The 18,980-nt window shown below is 68.3% G+C and carries 18 protein-coding genes (1 of these 18 running past the window's edge); 9 read left to right on the top strand and 9 right to left on the bottom strand.

Annotation, left to right across the window (positions count from 1 at the left end):
- Window positions 1-46 precede the first annotated feature (46 nt).
- Entirely contained in the window at window positions 47-1,930 is a 1,884-nt protein-coding gene (speA, locus tag L2Y94_RS20150; protein WP_247371570.1) for an arginine decarboxylase, read from the top strand.
- Window positions 1,931-2,791, top strand: coding sequence for an NAD(P)-dependent oxidoreductase (locus tag L2Y94_RS20145; RefSeq protein WP_247371568.1), 861 nt, complete (start codon window positions 1,931-1,933; stop codon window positions 2,789-2,791).
- A 63-nt stretch (window positions 2,792-2,854) separates the two neighbouring features.
- Here L2Y94_RS20145 and L2Y94_RS20140 read toward each other — a convergent pair whose 3' ends face one another.
- The 3 genes from L2Y94_RS20140 to L2Y94_RS20130 form a co-directional block, all read right to left on the bottom strand.
- Window positions 2,855-3,589, bottom strand: a complete 735-nt coding sequence (locus L2Y94_RS20140; protein WP_247371566.1) for an SPOR domain-containing protein — start codon at window positions 3,587-3,589, stop codon at window positions 2,855-2,857.
- The gene (gene argS / locus L2Y94_RS20135) at window positions 3,590-5,278 is read right to left on the bottom strand and encodes an arginine--tRNA ligase (protein ID WP_247371563.1); all 1,689 of its coding nucleotides are present in this window, start codon (window positions 5,276-5,278) and stop codon (window positions 3,590-3,592) included.
- Window positions 5,279-5,657: 379 nt separating this feature from the next.
- Complete coding sequence (locus L2Y94_RS20130; protein WP_247371561.1) at window positions 5,658-6,629, bottom strand: AraC family transcriptional regulator; 972 nt, start codon at window positions 6,627-6,629, stop codon at window positions 5,658-5,660.
- Between the two features lie 135 nt (window positions 6,630-6,764).
- On the opposite strand from L2Y94_RS20130, the gene L2Y94_RS20125 reads away from it, so the two are divergent.
- Window positions 6,765-7,499 (top strand): SDR family oxidoreductase, encoded by a 735-nt coding sequence (locus L2Y94_RS20125; protein ID WP_247371559.1) that lies wholly within the window; start codon window positions 6,765-6,767, stop codon window positions 7,497-7,499.
- 19 nt (window positions 7,500-7,518) lie between these two features.
- On the opposite strand, the gene radC is transcribed toward L2Y94_RS20125, so the two are convergent.
- Window positions 7,519-8,256 (bottom strand): RadC family protein, encoded by a 738-nt coding sequence (gene radC, locus L2Y94_RS20120; protein WP_247371556.1) that lies wholly within the window; start codon window positions 8,254-8,256, stop codon window positions 7,519-7,521.
- 178 nt (window positions 8,257-8,434) lie between these two features.
- On the opposite strand from radC, the gene coaBC reads away from it, so the two are divergent.
- From coaBC to L2Y94_RS20105, 3 genes are read left to right on the top strand one after another with little or no spacing between them, the layout of a single operon-like run.
- Window positions 8,435-9,646, top strand: a complete 1,212-nt coding sequence (coaBC, locus tag L2Y94_RS20115; protein WP_247371554.1) for a bifunctional phosphopantothenoylcysteine decarboxylase/phosphopantothenate--cysteine ligase CoaBC — start codon at window positions 8,435-8,437, stop codon at window positions 9,644-9,646.
- On the top strand, window positions 9,643-10,098 hold the full coding sequence (gene dut, locus L2Y94_RS20110) for a dUTP diphosphatase (RefSeq protein WP_247371552.1): 456 nt from the start codon (window positions 9,643-9,645) through the stop codon (window positions 10,096-10,098). Before coaBC ends, dut begins: the two co-directional genes overlap by 4 nt.
- A 19-nt stretch (window positions 10,099-10,117) precedes the next feature.
- Window positions 10,118-12,448 (top strand): phosphomannomutase/phosphoglucomutase, encoded by a 2,331-nt coding sequence (locus tag L2Y94_RS20105; RefSeq protein WP_247371550.1) that lies wholly within the window; start codon window positions 10,118-10,120, stop codon window positions 12,446-12,448.
- 9 nt (window positions 12,449-12,457) lie between these two features.
- On the opposite strand, the gene L2Y94_RS20100 is transcribed toward L2Y94_RS20105, so the two are convergent.
- From L2Y94_RS20100 to L2Y94_RS20090, 3 genes are all read right to left on the bottom strand, one after another.
- Window positions 12,458-13,114, bottom strand: a complete 657-nt coding sequence (locus tag L2Y94_RS20100) for a DUF4124 domain-containing protein (RefSeq protein ID WP_247371548.1) — start codon at window positions 13,112-13,114, stop codon at window positions 12,458-12,460.
- A gap of 95 nt (window positions 13,115-13,209) precedes the next feature.
- Window positions 13,210-13,857 (bottom strand): orotate phosphoribosyltransferase, encoded by a 648-nt coding sequence (gene pyrE, locus L2Y94_RS20095; RefSeq protein WP_247371547.1) that lies wholly within the window; start codon window positions 13,855-13,857, stop codon window positions 13,210-13,212.
- Window position 13,858: 1 nt separating this feature from the next.
- Window positions 13,859-14,371 carry a GNAT family N-acetyltransferase gene (locus L2Y94_RS20090; protein ID WP_247371545.1) on the bottom strand — a complete coding sequence of 171 codons (513 nt, stop codon included), beginning with the start codon at window positions 14,369-14,371 and terminating at the stop codon, window positions 13,859-13,861.
- A gap of 79 nt (window positions 14,372-14,450) precedes the next feature.
- Here L2Y94_RS20090 and L2Y94_RS20085 point away from each other — a divergent pair, with 79 nt between their 5' ends.
- The 3 genes from L2Y94_RS20085 (at window position 14,451) to L2Y94_RS20075 (ending at window position 16,912) form a co-directional block, all read left to right on the top strand.
- A complete protein-coding gene (locus tag L2Y94_RS20085) occupies window positions 14,451-15,221 on the top strand; it encodes an exodeoxyribonuclease III (protein WP_144912403.1) in 771 nt (256 codons plus the stop codon).
- Window positions 15,211-16,518 carry an AmpG family muropeptide MFS transporter gene (locus L2Y94_RS20080; protein ID WP_247371542.1) on the top strand — a complete coding sequence of 436 codons (1,308 nt, stop codon included), beginning with the start codon at window positions 15,211-15,213 and terminating at the stop codon, window positions 16,516-16,518. The genes L2Y94_RS20085 and L2Y94_RS20080 overlap by 11 nt, the downstream gene beginning before the upstream one ends.
- An 82-nt stretch (window positions 16,519-16,600) precedes the next feature.
- Complete coding sequence (locus tag L2Y94_RS20075; RefSeq protein WP_247371540.1) at window positions 16,601-16,912, top strand: hypothetical protein; 312 nt, start codon at window positions 16,601-16,603, stop codon at window positions 16,910-16,912.
- Window positions 16,913-16,928: 16 nt separating this feature from the next.
- Here the strand turns inward: L2Y94_RS20075 and L2Y94_RS20070 are convergent, their stop codons facing one another.
- On the bottom strand, window positions 16,929-18,044 hold the full coding sequence (locus L2Y94_RS20070) for an anhydro-N-acetylmuramic acid kinase (RefSeq protein WP_247371539.1): 1,116 nt from the start codon (window positions 18,042-18,044) through the stop codon (window positions 16,929-16,931).
- Window positions 18,045-18,047: 3 nt separating this feature from the next.
- A protein-coding gene (locus L2Y94_RS20065; RefSeq protein WP_247371536.1) for an OapA family protein crosses the window boundary here: on the bottom strand, window positions 18,048-18,980 show its 3' portion. It continues 513 nt past the right edge of the window; only the last 933 of its 1,446 coding nucleotides appear in the window; its start codon lies beyond the right edge, outside the window; the stop codon is at window positions 18,048-18,050.

Here is an 18,980-nt window from a genome sequence, read left to right as displayed (position 1 = left end):
GCCCCCTCAAGGGGACACGACACAATCACCTGGAGACCGCCCGCCCATGGCGAACTGGACCATCGATCGCGCGAAGCTGACCTACGCGATTCCTCACTGGAGCAACGGCTACGTCGACGTGGCAGGCAACGGCCGCCTCACGATGCGCCCGCGTGGCGACGAGGGCCCGGCCCTCGACCTGCCCGCCATCGTCGAGGAAGCCACCCGGCAGGGCCTGCGCCTGCCCTTGCTCGTGCGTTTTCCCGACATCCTCGCCGACCGCCTGGCACGCCTTCAGGAGGCCTTCGCCAAGGCGATCGGCGATGCCGACTACGCCGGCGGCTACACGGCCATCTATCCGATCAAGGTCAACCAGCAGCGCGGCGTCGTCGGTGAGCTGGTGGCCGCGGGCGAGAAGGGCTTCGGCCTCGAGGCCGGCTCCAAGCCGGAACTGATGGCGGTGCTGGCGCACGCCCGCCCGGGCAGCATGGTGGTCTGCAACGGCTACAAGGACCGCGAGTACGTTCGCCTGGCGCTCATCGGCCTCAAGCTCGGCCTGCGCGTGCACATCGTGGTGGAGAAACTCTCCGAGCTCGACCACGTGCTGGCCGAGGCGAAGGTGCTCGGCGTCGAGCCGCTGCTCGGCGTGCGCGTGCGCTTGGCGTCCATCGGCGCCGGCAAATGGCAGAACACCGGTGGCGACAAGGGCAAGTTCGGCCTGAGCCCGGGCCAGGTGCTCGAACTGGTGGAAAAGCTCGACGCCGCCGGTCTCAAGCACACGCTCCGCCTGCAGCACTTCCACATGGGCTCGCAGATTTCCAACGTGCGCGACATCGCCGCCGGCATGCGCGAGGCCGTGCGCTACTTCGTCGAGCTGCACCGGCTGGGCGTCCCCATCGATGTGGTCGACGTGGGCGGTGGCCTCGGCGTGGACTACGAAGGCACCCGTTCGCGCAGCTACAACTCCATCAACTACAGCATGGGCCAGTACGCCGCCAGCATCGTGCAGCCGCTGGCCGAAGCCGTGGCCGAACACGGCATGCCCGCGCCGACGATCTTCACCGAGTCCGGCCGCGCGATGACCGCCCACCACGCCGTGATGGTGGTGAACGTCACCGAGGTGGAAGAAGTCCCGCCGGGCGCCGTGCCGGCCGAGCGCGAAGGCGAGCCGATGGTGCTGCGCCACCTGCGCGACACCCACGCCGAACTCGACCATCGTCCGCCGCTGGAGCTTTTCCACGAGGCGCAGCATCACTTCGCCGAGGGGCAGACGCTCTACGCGCTGGGCCAGCTCGACCTGCGCGACCGCGCCGCGCTCGACGACCTCTTCTACGCCATCGCCAATGCGGTGCGGCCGCGCCTGCTGCCGGCCGAGCGCGCGCACCGGCAGGCGCTCGACGAACTCGACGAGAAGCTGGTCGACAAGTACTTCGTGAATTTCTCCGTGTTCGAGTCGGTGCCCGACATCTGGGCCATCGACCAGATCTTTCCCATCGTGCCGATCGCGCGGCTCGACGAGGAGCCGACCCGGCGCGGCGTCATCGCCGACCTCACCTGCGATTCCGACGGTCGCATCGACCATTACGTGGACGCCGAGGGCGTGGACGTGAGCCTGCCGCTGCATCCCTTGAAGCACGGCGAGTCGTACCGCCTGGGCATCTTCATGGTGGGTGCCTACCAGGAGACGCTCGGCGACATCCACAACCTGTTCGGCGACACCGACGCGGTGAACGTACGCGCCACGGCCGACGGTTACCAGTTCGCGCACATCCGTCGCGGCGACACCACCGACCTCATGCTCGATTACGTGGGTTACGACCTGAAGGTGTTGCGCCAGTCGTACGCCGACCGCATCGCCGCGGCGGGCATCGGCGGCGAGGAGGCCCGCGTCCTTGCCGAGGCGCTCGACAAGGGCCTCACCGGTTACACCTACCTGGCGGAGACCCCGTAAATGACGATCAAGGCAGCCTTCATCGGCCTGGGCGCGATGGGTGCCCCGATGGCGCGGCACCTGCACGATAGAGGCCTGCTGACCGCCGTGGGCAACCGCACGCAAGCCAAGGCCAGCGAACTGGCGAACGAACTCGGCGTGCAGGCCCCCGACATGGCGGGCATCGCCGGCACCTGCGACCTGATCGTGCTGTGCGTGAGCGCGGATGCCGACGTCATCGGCGTGGTCGAGGCGCTGTTGCCGTCGCTGCGCAAGGACAGCATCGTCATCGACCACTCCACCGTGGCGCCCGCCACGGCGCAGAAAGCCTCGGCGCGGCTGGCCGACGCGGGCGTGCATTTTCTCGACGCGCCCGTGTCCGGCGGTGTCGAAGGCGCGAAGAACGGCAAGCTATCGGTGATGGTGGGCGGCGATGCCGCCGTGCTGGAGCGCGCGCGTCCCGTGCTCGAGGCCTACGGCGCGCGCATCACCCACATGGGGCCGGTGGGCAGCGGCCAGGCCACCAAGGCGGTCAACCAGGTGCTCGTCGCCGGTATCGCGCATGCCGTGACCGAAGGCCTCGCGCTTGGCGAGGCATTGGGTCTCGAGGCCGACCGCCTCATCCCGACGCTCGCCGCCGGTGCGGCGGGCAACTGGTTCCTCGACAAGCGTGGCGCCACGATGCTGCGCAACGAGTTCTCGGTGGGCTTCAAGCTGGCGCTGCTGCACAAGGACCTGGGCATCGTGCGCGGCATCGCCACTGAGGCGGGAACGAACCGCACCGTCATCGAGCAATCGCTGGCGGATTTCGGCGAGCTGATGTCGCAGGGCTATGGCGACGACGACATCTCGGCGTTGATCCGGTTGAAGCGAAAAGGCTGAGGCTTTTTGCAGGGGCCAAAAAAAAGCCCGCCGAAGCGGGCTTTTTTTTGAATCGGTGAACGCTCAGCCGCCTTCCTTCAAGGCGATCGCGCTGATCCCCGCCGACTGCAAGCGCTGCTTCGTGCTTTCCAGGTCGGTCGCCGATTTGAACGGCCCGAGGCGCACGCGATTGTAGGTCTGGTTGCCGACCTTCACCGATTGCACGTTCGCCACGAAACCCTGCAGCGCGAGCTTGGCCTTCAGCGATTCCGCATCGGACGCGCTCGGAAATGCACCCACCTGGAGCAGGTAACCCGATCCGCTCTGCGCGGCGGGATGTGCCGGCTGCGAGGGCGTGGCCGTCACGGTCTGGGTCGAGGCCTTGGGCAGGTTCGGATTCACGGCGGGGGACACCGCCGGTTGCTGTGCGACGGCAGCCTGTTGAGCGGCGGCCTGCTGCTGGGCGGCCTGCGCCGCCTGCTGTTTCTGCTGCGCCTCGGCGCTGGCCTGGGCGTGGATCTCCGCATCCGGAATGCGCACTTCCTTCTCGGACAGCACCGAATAGAAGTCGTACGACGGCTTCTTGGGCTTCTCCGGCTCGGCCTGGTCGGCCACGCCCGGATCGCTTCCCTTCTGCGCCGTGGCCTGGGGATTCGGCTCGGGACCGTCCTTCTTCATGGGGATGAGGCTGCCGTGCATGGCGAAAGCCATCAGCACGGCACCGGCCAGGATGCCGATCAGCGCCCAGCCCCAGCCCGGCATGCCGCCGGAACCGTTGCGGACCGCCTGACGGCCCTTGCCCTTCTTGCGTGTTGCCATTTACATGCTCTCCGGGGCGGAAATGCCCAGCAGATCAAGACCGTTGCGAAGCACCTGCTGCGTGGCGGCCACCATCGCGAGGCGCGCGTCACGCAGATCGGCGTCGTCGACGATCCACTTGTGCTCGTGATAGTAACTGTGCAGCGCGCCAGCGAGCTCGCGCAGGTATTGCGCGATCAGGTGCGGTTCCAGATTGGCCGCGGCCGCCTCGACCACTTCGGGGTAACGGGACAACTCGAACATCAGCGTCTGTTCGTGCTCGGTGGCGAGCAGGTCGAGCTTCGCCAGGCCGTTGGCGCGCTGGGTCGCGAGGCCGCGATCGGCCAGTTCGCGGAACACGCGGCTGGCGCGGGCGTGGGCGTACTGGATGTAATAGACCGGGTTGTCGTTGCTCTGCGAGCGGGCCAGGTCGATGTCGAACACCAGTTGCGAGTCGGCCTTGCGCGCGATGAGGAAGTAGCGCGTGGCGTCGCGGCCCACTTCGTCGATGAGATCGCGCAAGGTCACGTACGAACCGGCACGCTTGGAGATCTTCACCTCCTCGCCGCCCTTCATCACCGTCACCATCTGGTGCAGCACGTATTCGGGCCAGTTCTTCGGGATGCCGGCGTCCAGCGCCTGCAGTCCGGCCTTCACGCGGGCCAGCGAGCCGTGGTGGTCGGAACCCAGCTCGGTGATGGCGCGCTCGTAGCCGCGCTGCCACTTGGTACGGTGATAGGCGACGTCGGGCAGGAAATAGGTGTAGGTGCCGTCGGACTTGCGCATCACGCGGTCCTTGTCGTCACCGAAATCGGTGGAACGCAGCCAGAGCGCGCCGCCTTCCTCGTAGGTGTGGCCGTGCGCTACCAGCTCGCGCACCGTCTCGTCGACCTTGCCTTCGGTGTACAGCGACGATTCGAGGTAATACACGTCGAAGCCGACGCCGAACGCCTTCAGGTCGAGGTCCTGTTCGTGGCGCAGGCTGGCGACGGCGAAGCGACGCACGTCGTCGAGGTTGTCGACGTCACCGGTGGCCGTGACGGTCTCGCCGTCGGCTTCGACCGAGGCCTTCGCCAGGAAGGCCTGGGCCACGTCCACGATGTAGTCGCCCCGGTAGCCCGACTCCGGCCAGCGCGCGTCGTCGGGGCCGACGCCCTGCGCGCGCAACTGCGTGGACAGCGCGAGATTGGCGATCTGCACGCCGGCGTCGTTGTAGTAGAACTCCCGCGTGACCTTCCAGCCGGTCGCGTCGAGCAGGCGGCTGATGCTGTCGCCGATGGCGGCCGCGCGGCCGTGCCCGACGTGCAGCGGACCGGTGGGGTTGGCCGAGACGAATTCCACGCCCGCCACGCGGCCGGCGCCGTCGCGGTTGCGGCCATAGCGATCGCCCTCGGCCAGCGTCTTCGCGATCTCGGCGTGGTAGGCGGCCGGCGCGAGGAAGAAGTTGATGAAGCCCGGGCCGGCGACCTCCACCTTGCCCACCGTGGGGGAGGCGGGTAGCGCCTCCACGAGGTCGGTGGCGATGTCCCGGGGTTTACGGCCGGCGGCCTTGGCCATCATCATGGCCGCGTTGGTCGCGAAATCGCCGTGCTCGCGGCTGCGCGTACGCTCGATGACGAACGACGGGGCGACGAAATCGGACGGCAGCTTGCCGGACTCCCGCAGCGCGCCGATGGCCTGCAGGACGAGTTGGTTGAGCGCTTGTTTCACGGGAGTCGCAACGCGGACATGGGAACCGGCAATCCTATCAGAAAGGGCCTGCGAGACCTCCCGCCGAGGAGGTTTCCCGCTGTCCACGGCCCTGTGGATAACTCTGTGGGCAATAACCGCCGCCGAAGTGCATGGCCGCTTCCATGCCCTGTTGACATCGATGCGTAACAAGAAAAATCGTTATTTATCAGTAATTTGATAAATCGACTTGCGTTCGGGTCGCAGCTGTGACGGGCAAGTGGACATCGGGGCCAATGTGCATAAGTCGCGCCGCACCCCATCCGTCACATGGTGTTTTCCGGCACGTCATGGCGCTGTCATCGACGGCCGTCACACTTCTCTCCGTGCCCGGTGTCTCCCCGGCCCAAGGCACGTCGGGTTATCGAAGCCCCTCCCTCGACAGGTGACCCATGACGGCGCGAGCGGCACTCGCGCCGTCTTTTTTTCGTTCTGCCGGGTCCCCGGCGAACGTGGCTCGCGAGCGGACCACATCCCGTTTCGGCGGGGCGCCGAAGAGCCGGGCGTATTCCCGGTTGAACTGGGAGGGGCTCTCGTAGCCGACCTCGAACGCCGCGGTCTCGACGTGGCACGCGTGCACGATCATGAGGCGGCGCGCCTCCATCAGGCGTAGCCGTTTCTGATACTGCAAGGGGGTGAGGGAGGTCAGCGCCTTGAACTGGCGATGGAAGGCCGAGGCGCTCATCCGCGCGAGCGCGGCCAGTTCGGCGATACGGACGGGCTCCCTGAACCGCTCGCGCAGGTGCTGCATGGCGTCGACGACAGGGCGCGTCGGGCTGCCGGCCAGCGCGATTCGCGCGACGTCGCCGGCGTGCGGTCCGGCGAGAAGCCAGTAGCACATCTCGCGCAGGATGCCGGGGAGGAGCGGCGGAATCGCCCGGGGCGTATCGAGCAATCGGGCCAGGCGCAGGACGCAGTCGGCGAGGGCGCCCTGGAAGTCCGTGACGAAGACGCCTCGGCACGGCTTGGCGCTGGCCCGGGGCGGCGGGGCCATGTCCTCCGCGACGCCTCGGAGCAGCGCGACGTCCAGCTCGATCATCAGGACGAGGCAGGGGCGGTCGGGACTCGCCTCGACCACCCGTCCGATCGAAGGGGTCTCCACGCCGATCAACAGGGCCTGTCCCGCCCGGTATTCGAGCCTGTCGTCACCGAAGGCCGCCCACTTCGCACCCTGAGCGACGACGCATAGCCCGGGACGGGACACCCGGTAGGTCGGCGGCTTCGGGTGATCGGAGCGCAGGATGGTCAGCCCGTCGACGGCCGTCGCATAGGCGCCTTGCTCCGGCTGGCCCTTCGTGTGGCGCAGCAGGATATCCGGCAGTGACTCCGGCATGCCCTTCTCTTTCGCGGTCAGGTGCGACGACCTTAGCCAGGCGAGCAGGATCGGGCAAGAAACGGCCAGGTTCCGGTATCCAGCCCGAAGCCCCTCGATTTCATACTGCCGGCCACCTTTTCGAGGAGATTTTCAATGCGGATCGCGGGTCGGACGGTACTCATCACCGGTGGCGGCACGGGCATCGGCCTGGCCCTCGCCAAACGTTTTCTGGCACACGGAAGCCGCGTGGTCGCCGCCGGCCGACGCGTCGACACGTTGCTGGCGGCGCAACGGTCCACGCCCGGCCTGGACGTGCTCCCCGGCGACGTTTCCAGCGAGGCGGGACGCATCGCCCTGGTGGAGGAGGCGCTCGCGCGTTTTCCCGGACTCGACGTGCTCGTCAACAACGCGGGCATCGGTCAGCGTCATCCGCCCTTCCTGGAGGCGCAGGACTGGGCGTCGCATCGGGCCGAGCTGGCCACCAACCTCGACGCGCCGATGCACCTTTCCATGCTGCTCCTGCCGCACTTCGCCACGCGGCCGTCGGCCGCGGTGGTCAATGTGACCTCCGGTCTCGCCTTCACGCCCTTCGCCGCGTTGCCGACCTACAGCCTGACGAAGGCCGCCCTGCATTCCCTGACCGTCAGCCTGCGCCTCCAGTCGCGGAACACGGTGATCGACGTCGTCGAGATCGTGCCGCCCAGTGTCAGGACCGACTTCACCGGTGGAGCGGCCGGCGTGGACCTCGACGCCTTCGCGGATGCCACGTTCGAACGCCTGGCGGCCGGCGAGACCGAAATCGGCTTCGGCACGGCGGAGACCCGGCGGCTCGCCAGCCGCCAGGAACTGGATGCCTACATCGCCGAGTTGAATCGCGCCGACGCGTAGGTCGGCGGATGCGTGTCGTTCAGAGCAGGCCGCGTGCGGCCATCGACACCGGGTCATCGTGGCCGATGATGAGATGGTCGAGCACGCGCACGTCGATCAGGCCAAGCGCGTCGACCAGCACGCGGGTGATCTCCCGGTCCGCGCGGCTGGGTTCGGCGATGCCCGAGGGATGGTTGTGGGCAAGGATCACCGCGCAGGCGTGATGCCGCAGGCAGGCGCGCACCACCTCGCGGGGATACACGTTGGCCGCGTCGATGGTGCCGCGGAACAGTTCCTCGTAGGCGAGGATGCGGTGTCGCGTGTCGAGGAACAGGCAGGCGAAGGCCTCGTAGGGGAGGTGACGCAGCCGCGCCTTGAGGTAATCGGCGCTGTCGGTGGGACTCCGCACCCGCGGCAACTCGGCCAGCCCCTCGCCCAGCGAACGGCGAGCGAGTTCGAGCGCCGCGACGATGCGCGCGCGCTTGGCCGGACCCACGCCGCGAACGGTCGGCATGTGGTCGGGATCGGCGAGCAGGCGGCCGAGACTGCCCGCCTCGCCCAGAAGCGCACGGGCGGTGGCGACGGCATCGCGGCCGACCGAGCCGTTACCCAGCAGCACGGCGATCAGCTCGGCGTCGGACAACGCGCCGACGCCGTGGCGAAGCAGGCGCTCGCGTGGTCGCTCGCCTTCGGGCCACTGGGGAATGGTGCGCAGCCCGATGGCCTCGGCGGGAACGCCGTCCGCCACGCCGCGCGGGCGAGGGAGTCCGTGTTTCATGGCTGCGCTATTCCTGTTCGGCACCGTGCCCGCGTTCGCGGCAATCGGTACACGGTAGGGATGTCACGCCCGGGTGGCGATAGAAGGATTCTGAAAAACGCGTCGGATGTGCGGCTGCTCCGGTGCCGGGCTCAATCCGTTAAGCTAACCAGCCCTTCGAAATCGGCGCCGTTTCGCCATGAGCCTTCGCCAGCGTCGCATCCTGATCGGCGTCACCGGCGGCATCGCTGCCTACAAGGTGTGCGAGCTCGTTCGCCGCCTGCGCGACCTCGAGGCCGAGGTTCGCGTCGTGATGACCGAAGGCGCCACGCACTTCGTCACGCCGACCACGTTCCAGGCCCTCTCCGGCCAGCCGGTGCGGGTGAGCCTCTGGGACGAGCACGGCGAGGCCGCCATGGGGCACATCGAACTGGCCAAATGGGCCGAGCGCCTGCTGATCGCCCCGGCCAGCGCCGATACCCTCGCCCGCCTGGCGCACGGTTTCGCCGACGACCTGCTCACCACGGTGGCGCTCGCCACGGCGGCGCCGGTCTATGTCGCGCCCGCCATGAACCAGCAGATGTGGGCCCATCCGGCCGTGCAGGCCAACGTCGGCACGCTGCGCGTGCGTGGCGTGGGCATCCTGGGTCCGGCCGACGGCGACCAGGCCTGCGGCGACATCGGCTCGGGGCGCATGCTCGAACCGCACGAGCTGCGCGACCTGCTGGTGGCGTCCTTCGGCGACCGGCCGCTCAGGGGGCGCAAGGTGGTGGTCAGCGCGGGCCCGACCTACGAAGACATCGATCCGGTACGTTTCATCGGCAACCGCAGCTCCGGGCGCATGGGTTTCGCCGTGGCCGCCGCGGCACGCGACGCGGGGGCGGACGTCACCCTGGTCGCGGGTCCCGTCTCCCTGCCCACGCCACCTGGCGTCGAACGCGTCGACGTGCGCAGCGCGCGCCAGATGCACGACGCGGTGCTCTTCGCCAGCGAGGGCTGCGACATCTACATCGGCGCCGCCGCGGTGGGCGACTATCGGCCCGCCGAGGTCGCCGGCCACAAGCTGAAGAAGGTCGACGGTTCGCCGTTGCACCTGGAACTGGCCGAAAACCCCGACATCATCGCGGCGCTGGCGGCACGGAAGGATCATCCGTTCCTCGTCGGGTTCGCGGCGGAAACGCGAGAACTGGCGCAGTACGCGCAGGACAAGCTGCGCCGGAAGGGCCTGGACATGATCGCCGCGAACGACGTGGGCGAAGGGCGTGGTTTCGAGGTGGCGGACAACGCGCTGCACCTTTACTGGGCCGACGGCGACGCGGCGCTGCCGCGCATGCCCAAGACCGAGCTGGCGCGCCAACTGGTGGCGCGCATCGCCGAACGCTTCCTTTCCGGCAACGGACGTACGCCTTGATCGACATCGAACTGAAAATCCTCGACCCGCGCCTGGGCGATTCCATTCCGCTGCCCGAGCCGGCCACCCCCGGCAGCGCCGGCATGGACCTGCGCGCGGCGCTCGACGCGCCGGCGGCACTGGCGCCCGGCGACAGCCTGCTGGTACCTACGGGCATGGCCATCCACATCGGCGATCCGGGGTGGTGCGCGCTCATCGTTCCCCGTTCCGGCCTGGGCCACAAGCAGGGCCTGGTGATGGGTAACCTGGTGGGCGTGATCGACGCCGACTACCAGGGGCCGCTGATGATCTCGTGCTGGAACCGCGGAAATGCGACCGTCACCATCGCGCCGGGCGACCGGATTGCGCAACTATTGCTCGTGCCGGTAGGCCGCGCGCGGTTGCGCGTGGTGGAGGAATTCGCGCCTTCGCTGCGGGGCGAGGGCGGGTTCGGTTCGACCGGCGTGGTCTGATCCAACGGGAAAAACGTGCATGGCTCGAAAAGGGGGAGGGGAGCGGCGGCTCGACCGGATCGACCTGCGTCGACTGCTGCCGCTGGTCGGCGCCACGCTGTTGATCGCGGGCGGGTTGTTCTGCGCCTGGCAGACCTGGCTCATCGCCGACGAGAGCGATGCCGCCGAGCGAACCCGCAGCGCGCAGCGCGATGCCGTACGGGTGCTGGGCGATGCCTTCCGTGTGCATCTCGACCGGCTCCATAAGGCGGTAAACGATCCGGCGCTGCTGGCGATCCTCGACGATCACCCGGCCGCGGCGTCCCGATTGCGCCAAGCCCTGCCCGATGCCCGCGCCGTGGACGTCTACTCGGGCGGGCTCGACGAGGTAGTGCATGCCGACTACCGCCAGTTCGGCTATGCGAAGGCCGCCCAGCTCATGGCGGCGCTCGGTGCCGGCCAGGTGTCGCCCGCGTCCACCGCCGTGGAAGGGGGCGAACGCCGGCTGACGCTGGTCGAACCCATCGGCGCGCCGGGCGACGTGCGTGCCTGGGTCTGGGTCGAATATGCCTTCGACGAATGGCGGGACCGGTTCGAGTCCGTGTCCCCCGCCGGTGGCCGGCTCGAGCTTCACCAGAGCGCCAGCGGAGACAGTGCTCCCCTGCTGGCGAGAGGCAAGCGTTCGGCCGAACGCGAAGCATCGGGCCTGCCGGTGCCCGGCACCGCGTTCTATGTGTTCGCGGCCCTGCCGAAGGCGTTCATCGTGTTGCCCCATTCCGCGTTGCTCGGCGGACTGCTGGCGCTCATCGGCCTGGGGGGCGGGGGATTCCTCGCCTGGCGCCGGATGACGATGCCACCGCCGGTGGAGAGCGAAGGCGAAGGCGACGACATCCTCGTCGCCGACGTGGTGCGCAAGCCGAGGTTGCCGCCCGCACCCGCACCCGCACCCGCGCTCGAGGCGCCTGCCGCGGCCGCGACGCACGAGGTGGATGCGTCCATCTTCCGCGCCTACGATGTCCGCGGCGTGGTGGGCGCGGCACTGAATGCCGATACCGCGCGGCTCATCGGTCGCGCGATCGGCGGCGTGATGAACGAGCACGGCCTGCGCGAGATGGCGGTGGGCCGTGACGGGCGCCTGTCGGGTGCGGAACTCGCCGGCGCCCTCAGCGACGGCCTGCGTGCCGCGGGCATCGACGTGATCGATATCGGCGCGGTACCCACGCCGATGGCGTATTTCGCGGCATTCCACCTGGGCACCGGCTGCGCGGTGTCGGTGACGGGTAGCCACAATCCGGCGGATCACAACGGTTTCAAGATCGTGATCGGCGGGGAGACGCTCTCCGGGGATGCCATCGCCGACCTGCACCGGCGCATCGTCGAACGGCGTTTGCCCGAGGGTGGGCAAGGGACCTGGCGCGAGCAGTCCGTGACCGAGGCCTACGTGGGACGTGTCGTCGGCGACATCGCCGAGGCGGATCGCCGCCTGAAGGTGGTGGTCGATGCCGGCAACGGCATCGCCGGTCCCGTGGGGCCGCGCGTGCTCGAGGAGATCGGTTGCGACGTGGTGCCGTTGCACTGCGAGGTGGATGGCCGCTTTCCCAACCACCCGCCCGATCCGTCCGATTCGCGCCATCTCGCCGACCTCATCGCGGCCGTGCGTGCGGTCGGCGCCGACATCGGCATTGCCTTCGACGGTGACGGCGACCGCATCGGCGTGGTGGGGCCGGACGGGGAAGTCGTCCCGTCCGACCGCCTGCTGATGGTGTTCGCGCGCGACGTGCTCGCGCGCAATCCCGGCGCCACCATCGTCTACGACGTGAAATGCAGCGCGCACCTGCGCCGGGTGGTGCAGGAGGCGGCCGGCGTCCCGCTCATGTGGCGCACCGGCCATTCCATGGTGAAGGCGAAGATGCGCGAGACCGGCGCGGCACTGGGCGGCGAGATGAGCGGCCATTTCTTCTTCGCCGACGGCAACCGCTGGTACGGCTTCGACGACGGCATCTACGCCGCGGTGCGCCTGGTCGAGATCCTCGCCGGCGATCCCGAGGAGCGTTCCGTGGGCGAGTTGTTCGACGACCTGCCCAGGAGCGTGTCCACGCCCGAACTCCGCCTGGCGGTGGAGAACGGCATGGCGTTCCGTTTCATGGAGAGCTTCCGCGACAAAGCCGATTTCGGCGATGGCCGCGTGACCACGCTGGACGGCGTGCGCGTGGAGTGGCCCGATGGCTGGGGGCTGGTACGTGCCTCGAATACGGAGTCGGCGCTGGTGTTCCGCTTCGAGGCCGACACGCCCAAGGCACTGGAGCGGGTGAAGGACGCCTTCCGGGAGCGGATCCACGCCGTGAACGACGCGATCTCGCTGCCGTTCTGACCGTCGCTGTCAGCGTCCGCCCGCCGATCCGGCGGCGGACCTGACCTCCCGATAATGCTTCAGCTGCGCGTCCATGCCGGCCTTGGCCTCGTCTTTCGCCGCCTGCTGGCGCTGCAGCGTGGCGCGCAGGCCGGTGACGGTGTCGCGCTGCTTGGCGATGCGGTCGTTGAGGTACGGCGGCACCGGTTGCTTCGAACGCTCGAGGTCGCCGGCGCGGTTGAGCAGGTCGGCCAGGGCCTTCTCCTGGCCTTGCAGGTTCAGTCGCGTGGTGCGCGCGGCCTGCTCGAAGTTGTCCACTTCGGCGGTTTTCGCGGCGACGAACGATGCCTCGTCGGGATAGGCGTTGAGCATCTGTGCGTCATCGCGCTGTCGTTGTTCGCGTGCCCTGTCCTCGGCGGCCTTCTGCTCGGCGATCTTGCGCGCGACGGCGCGTTCGTCGGCATTGAGTTGCCGATCGACGTGGCGGATCACCAGGCCCTGGCCATTGACGATGTCGTAGCCCGCCTTGAGCGCGTCGGGGGTTAGGCTGTCGCTGAAGACGGACGCGCCGGAGGCGTCCTTCCAGCGGAAACGGGTGCCGCTGTTGTTCGATGTGTTGCTCTGGGCGGCCGCCGTCGTGCCGATGCACAACGCGGCTCCCGCCAATAGATAACGCACAGCTCGCATGGTATTCCCTCCGTCGGGCGAGTATAGCCAGCGCGCGCGAAGAGGAGCCGCGGGAGCGGCAAGGCTCCCGCATCCCGTGACGGAGTTGCCGTTTTTCAGGCCTTCACGCCGTATCGCTCGCGATAGGCGACGAGCCGGCCGTGCTCGGCGGCCAGCTCGGGCCGTTCGCCGGCATAGGTGAGCACGTCGGCAAGGCTGGCGATGGCGATCACGGGGATGCCGAACTGCGCGGATACCTCCTGCGCGGCGGACAGCTCGCCCTGGCCGCGCTCCTGCCGGTCGAGCGCGATGAGCACGCCCGCGGGCTCGGCTCCTTGCGCGCGGATGAGTTCGAGCGATTCGCGCACGGCGGTGCCGGCGGTCATCACGTCGTCAACGATCAGCACGCGACCCTTCAGCGGGGCGCCCACGAGCGTGCCGCCTTCGCCGTGATCCTTGGCCTCCTTGCGGTTGTAGGCCCAGGGGACGTCGCGGCCCTGGGTGTCGGCCAGGGCGATGGCGGTGGCCGCCGCCAGGGCGATGCCCTTGTAGGCGGGGCCGAAGAGCATGTCGAAGGCCACCCCCGAGCGGACCGCCGCGGCGGCATACGAACGGCCCAGGCGGGCCAGCGCCGCGCCGGAATCGATCCGGCCCATGTTGAAGAAATAGGGGCTGGAGCGGCCCGATTTGAGCGTGAATTCGCCGAAGCGGAGAACGTCGCGGGCGAGGGTGAGTTCGATGAATTCGCGCTGGTAGTCGTGCACGTCAGGAGGTCTCTGCTGGGTCGGGAAAAGGCAGCGGCAGCCACAGCACGTGCTGAGGACCCGCCGGACCGCCATGGTACAGCGCGCCGCTGTCGCGATACCCCGCCCGGAGGTAGGCGCGCACGGCACCCCCGTTGCGGACGTTGACGCTGAGCACGATTCGTCCGCGATCGGGGTGGCGTCGTGAAACGTATCGGGCGATGGCCTCCAGCGCGCGCGTGCCCAGGCCGCGGCCCTGATGGGCGGCGTCGATGAGGAAACTGCGCAGGGCCACGGCGCCGTCCGCGAGCGGGTGATCGCCGAGGGCCGACGCCGTGCGGTCGATGCGCACGTAGCCCACCACGCGCCCGTCCTCGAGTAGCGCGAGGGCCTCGCTGCCCGGGCATACGGCCACGTCGGCGAGCGAATCGGCGACACGGCCGACGAAGGCGGCCTGGTCGGGGTGCACGGTGAGGGCGATGGCTGCCGCGCGCGACGTGTCGTCGACCGGCCGGACGTCGATGCCTTGTTCCATGGGAGCCAAGCATCCAGGCGCAGGCCCTGCGACGCAAGCCGGGTATCATGGCCGCTTCGACCGATTCCAAGAAGAGCCCATGCGCATCATCTCGCTGAACGCCAACGGCATACGCTCGGCCGCCACCAAGGGCGTGTTCGAGTGGCTTCGCCAGCAGGACGCCGACGTCGTCTGCCTGCAGGAAACCAAGGCGCAGGAGTCGCAGCTCACCGATCCGATGTTCCGACCGGACGGGCACCATTGCTTCTACCACGACGCCCGTAGCAAGAAGGGCTACAGCGGCGTGGCCATCTACTCGAAGCGTGAGCCCGACGAGGTACGCACATCGCTGGGCTTCGAAGACTTCGACTGCGAGGGACGCTACATCGAAGCGCGCTACGGCAATCTCAGCGTGGTGTCGTTCTACATTCCGTCCGGTTCGTCGGGCGACGAGCGGCAGCAGTACAAGTTCCGCATCATGGAGTGGCTGACGCCGATCCTGCGCGAGTGGGCCGCCAGCGGGCGCGATTACGTGCTGTGCGGCGACTGGAACATCGTGCACACGAAGAACGACATCAAGAACTGGACGTCCAACCAGAAGAATTCCGGCTGCCTCCCCGAGGAGCGCGCCTGGCTCGACCTGCTCTTCAAGGACATCGGCTGGGTGGACAGCTTCCGCGCGATCAAGCCCGACGCCGTCGAATACACCTGGTGGTCCAACCGCGGCCAGGCCCGCGCCAACAACGTGGGATGGCGCATCGACTACCAGATCGTCACGCCGGGCCTGCGCGACCGCCTGCGCGATTGTTCGATCTATCGCGACGAGCGCTTCTCCGACCATGCGCCGTTCACGGTCGACTATGCCGACTGAGCCGGCGGCGGCACCGGCGAAGCCTTCCATCTGGAGGGCGTTCACCCAGCCGTCGGCGTGGACGATGGCCTTCCTGGGGTTTTCCTCCGGCCTGCCGTTCCTGCTGGTGGCCGGCACGGTGGCCTACTGGCTGAAGGAAAACGGCATCGTGCTGAAGGACATCACGATGATCGCCAGCGCCGGCATGACGTACGCCTTCAAGTTCGTCTGGGCACCGCTGCTCGACCACTGGCAACTGCCCTTGTTCCGGCGTTTGGGTTTGCGCCGGGGGTGGTTGCTGTTCTCGCAGCTGTGCGTCACGGCCGGGCTGCTGGCGATGGCCGCGACGTCTCCCGCGCACCTGCCCTTTTTCGTGGCGGCGACGCTGGTGGTGGCGTTCTTCGGCGCCACGCAGGACATCGCGGTGGATGCCTACCGCATCGAGATCGCTCCCGTGGAGGCACAAGGTGCGCTGGTGGCCACCTATGCGCTGGGCTATCGCATCGGCTTGATCGTCAGCGGAGCGCTCGCGCTGATCATGGCCGATCACGTTTCGTGGGGAGTGGTCTACGTGGCGATGGCGGCGACGATGCTCATACCCATCGCGACGACGCTCCTCGCGCGGGAGCCGGAGGTGCTGCGTCAGAAACCGCGCGGGTGGAGGGAGGCCATGCGCGAAAGCCTCGTCGAGCCCTTCACCGATTTCTTCCGGCGTTACCGTTGGGTGCTCGCGCTGGCGACGCTCGCTTTTCTCCTGCTTTTCAAGGTTCCCGAACAGGCGACCATCGGTGGACTGATGAGTGCCTTCTACCGCGACATGGGCTTCGAGAAGACGCAGATCGCCGCGGTCACCAAGATCTGGGGCATCTGGATCGGCATCGCCGGCGCGTTCGTGGGCGGTGCCCTGGTCGCTCGCTGGGGGGCCTGGCGACCGCTCGGCGCGGCCATCGTGGTGGCCGGTGCCAGCAACCTGCTCTACCTGTTTCTGATCCGGCACCCGGGCAACATCACGGTGCTTACGCTGGTGATCTCGGGCGAGAACTTCACCCTCGGCATGCTCGGGCCGCCGACGGTGGCCTTCCTGTCGTCGCTGGTGAACAAGCAGCACACGGCGACACAGTACGCCCTGCTCAGTTCCATGGTGAACCTGCCGGGCAAGGTGCTCGGCTTCTTCGGCGGCGGCATCGCCATGTCGGTCGGCTACGGGATGTTCTTCGTCATCACGGTGGTGTCGCTGCTGCCCGCGATGATGCTCTACGTCTGGCTCTGGCCGCGGCATGCGGACGCGGGCCGCAAGGCCTTGCGAGCCGTGGAATAGGCCCTTTGGTGCCATGTGCCCTGGCGGCGATTCTGTGTAATATCGGCAGCCACAGGGGGCATGCGCGAGGGAGGTAACGCACGTGCCGGATATCGTGGTACGACACATCGACGATCAGATGGCCGAGCGGATCAAGAGTCTCGCTCGCGAACGCCGTTGGTCGATCAACGAAGTCATCCTCCACGCGTTGCGCCATGGCCTGGGTCTGGGCCCCGGTGACGCGTTCGGCGAGTTGTTGCTCGAACCGGGCGATATCGCCCACCTTACCGGCGCGTGGGACGCCTCAGAGCAGGCCGCCTTCCAGGAAGCCCTGTCGGCACTGGCGCAGGCCTCGCCCGATTCGCTCGTCCAGGCATCACGGCGCGAACCGAAAGCCTCCGACGAGGTTTTCTAGCGATATCTGGCGATATTCAGGGCGCGGCGTAGAGCGCGCCGAGCAGGCGTGGACCGCGGGCACCGGTCACCGCGGGCAGATTGCCCGGCTCGCCGCGAAGGCGCCGGTAGGCCAGCCAGGCGAAACCCATCGCTTCCATGAAGTCCGGATCGATGCCGAAGGCCGTGCTGGCATGCAGCGGGCGACCTTCCAACCGCATGCGGAGCGCATCCATGAGCGCGGCGTTGTGCACGCCACCACCGCAGGCGACCACGTCGAGCGCATCCCCGGCATGCCGGGCGATGGCGTCGCCGATGGATACGGCGCTCAACGCCATCAGGGTGGCTTGTACGTCGGCCGGTGTCAGGTCCGCCACGCGTGGATGCAGGTCGAGCCAGGCGAGGTGGAAGTGTTCGCGACCGGTACTCTTGGGCGGAGGCAGGGCGAAGTAGGCGTCGTCGAGCAGTTCGGCGAGCAGGTCGGGATCGACCGTGCCCGACGCGGCGAAGCGGCCGTCGCGGTCGAAGGCTTCGCCCCGATGGCGAAGGCACCACGCATCCATGAGGCCGTTGGCCGGGCCAGTATCGAAGCCGGTGACCTCGCCTTCGGGCGTGAGTCGGGTGACGTTGGCGATGCCGCCCAGGTTCAGTACGACGCGCGCGCCTTCGTTCGGTCGCAGCACGGTGGCATGGAAGGCGGGCACGAGCGGCGCCCCCTGGCCGCCGGCGGCGACGTCGGGGCGACGGAAATCGGCGATGGTGGCGATGCCGGTACGCTCGGCGATCACCGACGGATCGCCGATCTGCAGCGTGAACGGCCGATCGCCGTCGGGCCGGTGGCGAATCGTCTGTCCGTGCGAGCCCAGCGCGGTGACTTCGGACGGGGTGATCCCGGCCTTCGCGAGAACCGCCTGCGCGGCATCGGCGAAGGCCTGGCCCACGGCGACGTCGAGTCGACCGTAATCGTCGAGGTCGAGGCGCTCTTCGTCCTGCGCCACGGCGAGGATGCGACGACGCAGCGGCTCGCTCCACGCGTGCACAAGCCCCGCGACGAGCGACGGCCTGCCTTGTTCGAAGCGGACCAGGGCGGCGTCGATGCCGTCGGCGCTGGTGCCGGAGATGAGTCCGACGTAGAGACCGTCCATGGTGGCCATGGATCAGTCGTCGCTTTTCGCGGTATCGGCCTGGGCGAGCTTGACGTTGCTGTCCACGTGATTGAGGCGCGCGAGCTGGGGGCCGACGACCTCTTTCTTGAACTTCGCCAGCTGCGCGGCGGGCAGCGGTTCGGGTTTGGGCAGGGTGACCGTCTGCGGATCGCGCTGCACGTTGTTCACGCGGAACTCGTAGTGCAGGTGCGGGCCGGTGGCGAGGCCTGTCATGCCGACGTAGCCGATGGTGCTGCCCTGGCTCACGCGCTGGCCGACGCGGAGGTTGGCGAAGCGCGACATGTGACCGTATGCCGTGCTGATCGTCGCGTTGTGCTGGATGACCACGAAGTTGCCGTAGCCATTCATCCAGCCGCGGAACTTGACCACGCCGTCGCCGGCCGCGTGGATCGGCGTGCCGGTGGGCGCGGCGTAATCGACGCCCTTGTGCGCGCGCATCTTGCCGAGGATCGGATGCATGCGGCCCGCGCTGAACTGCGAGGAGATGCGGGTGAAGTCGACGGGAATGCGCAGGAACGAGCCGGCGAGCGGGCGGCCCTCCTCGCTGAAGTAGCCGATCTTGCCGTCGCTATTCTTGAAGCGGTAGGCGGTGTAGCGCTTGCCCTGGTTCACGAACTCGGCCGCCACGATGTCACCTTCGCGCAGGAAGGCGCCGTCGCTGTACACGTCGTCGTAGATGACGGTGAAACTGTCGCCGACGCGAAGGTCCTGCACGAAGTCGATGTCGAACTTGAACACCTCGGCCAGCTTCAACACCATCGCCGTGTTCATGCCGGCCTTCGAGCCGGCACCGAACAGCGAGCTGTCGATGACGCCGTGGGCGACGTGCTCGCGACGTTGCACGTCGCGCGCCTGCGTGGTGAGCTGCGGCGACGTACCGTCGAGACGCAGCGTGGCGATGGAGGATTCGTCCTGGTCGAAGCG

The organism is Luteibacter aegosomatis, assembly GCF_023078455.1.
Taxonomy (GTDB): domain Bacteria; phylum Pseudomonadota; class Gammaproteobacteria; order Xanthomonadales; family Rhodanobacteraceae; genus Luteibacter; species Luteibacter aegosomatis.
The sequence above is the reverse complement of the archived record's forward strand: the minus strand, read 5'-3'. Positions and strand labels throughout refer to the sequence as shown.